Origin of the sequence: Pseudoalteromonas sp. P1-25, from assembly GCF_001401805.1 — a bacterium.
Lineage (GTDB): Bacteria > Pseudomonadota > Gammaproteobacteria > Enterobacterales > Alteromonadaceae > Pseudoalteromonas.
In genome coordinates this window covers 1-1,005 of the sequence record NZ_LKDW01000075.1, presented here as the reverse complement: position 1 = coordinate 1,005, position 1,005 = coordinate 1, and the positions used below count along the sequence as shown (strand labels likewise).

Annotated in this window: 1 protein-coding gene; it reads left to right on the top strand. The window is 31.6% G+C overall.

Annotation, left to right across the window (positions count from 1 at the left end):
* Positions 1–230 precede the first annotated feature (230 nt).
* The gene (locus tag AN393_RS19555) at positions 231–602 is read left to right on the top strand and encodes a GxxExxY protein (protein ID WP_055018941.1); all 372 of its coding nucleotides are present in this window, start codon (positions 231–233) and stop codon (positions 600–602) included.
* Positions 603–1,005 lie beyond the last annotated feature (403 nt).

Below are 1,005 nucleotides of genomic sequence, written 5' to 3'. Positions count from 1 at the left end.
AGATGACTAATTTGCTGGCTTTGAAAGCTAAACTTTAATCCTTAAAAACAAATACTCACAAAGAGTTTAAGAGACGCTCCGCTTTAGAGAAGTAATTAAAACACTAAATTTATAAAATGTTGTATTAACTTTGTCTTCTCATTTACTCCTCATTTTATTCTCTTTGTGCAATTAATCTTTTATTGTCTATGATATAAAATCAATGCGCTTAAAGTTTTATAAGGATATATATGGATATTAATAAATTGACACATGCTGTGATTGGTTGTGCTATAGAGGTACATAAAACTTTAGGGCCAGGTTTGTTAGAATCGACTTATGAAGCCTGTTTAATATATGAATTAAATGAATTAGGTCTAACGTCGAAGAGTCAACATGACTTACCTGTTTATTACAAAGACACACATATTAATGCTGGCTACAGGTTAGATATTTTGTTGCCCAATAAATTAATAATCGAGCTTAAATCTGTAGAAAAGTTATTACCGATTCATTCGGCACAATTAATAACCTATATGAAACTTGCAAATGTTAGTGCTGGCCTTTTAATCAACTTTAATACTATAAAACTAATTGACGGTATAAAAAGATTTAATTTTTAAGCTATTTCATTTGCTGTTCCTCTATTTAGCTTCACTCTTAAAAGACTAATTTTTAAACATTACTCACAAAGAGGTTTAGAGACGCTACGCTTTAGAGTAGTGATAAATAAGATGTCTGCATTGGTTGAGTTTCTCATTTACTCCTCATTCACTTCTCTTTGTGCAATTTGCTTAAGTTACTTTTCCACAAAGAAGTTTTCAGACGCTGCGCTTTAGAGTCGTAATAAACAAAGTAAAATGTCTGGATCGGTTTTGTCTTCTCATTCGCTTCTCTTTGTGCAATTAGTTTAAGTTACTTTTTCACAAAGAGGTTTAGAGACGCTGCGCTTTAGAGTAGTGATAAATAAGATGTCTGCATTGGTTGAATTTTCTCATTTACTCCTCATTCGCTTCTCTTTGTGCA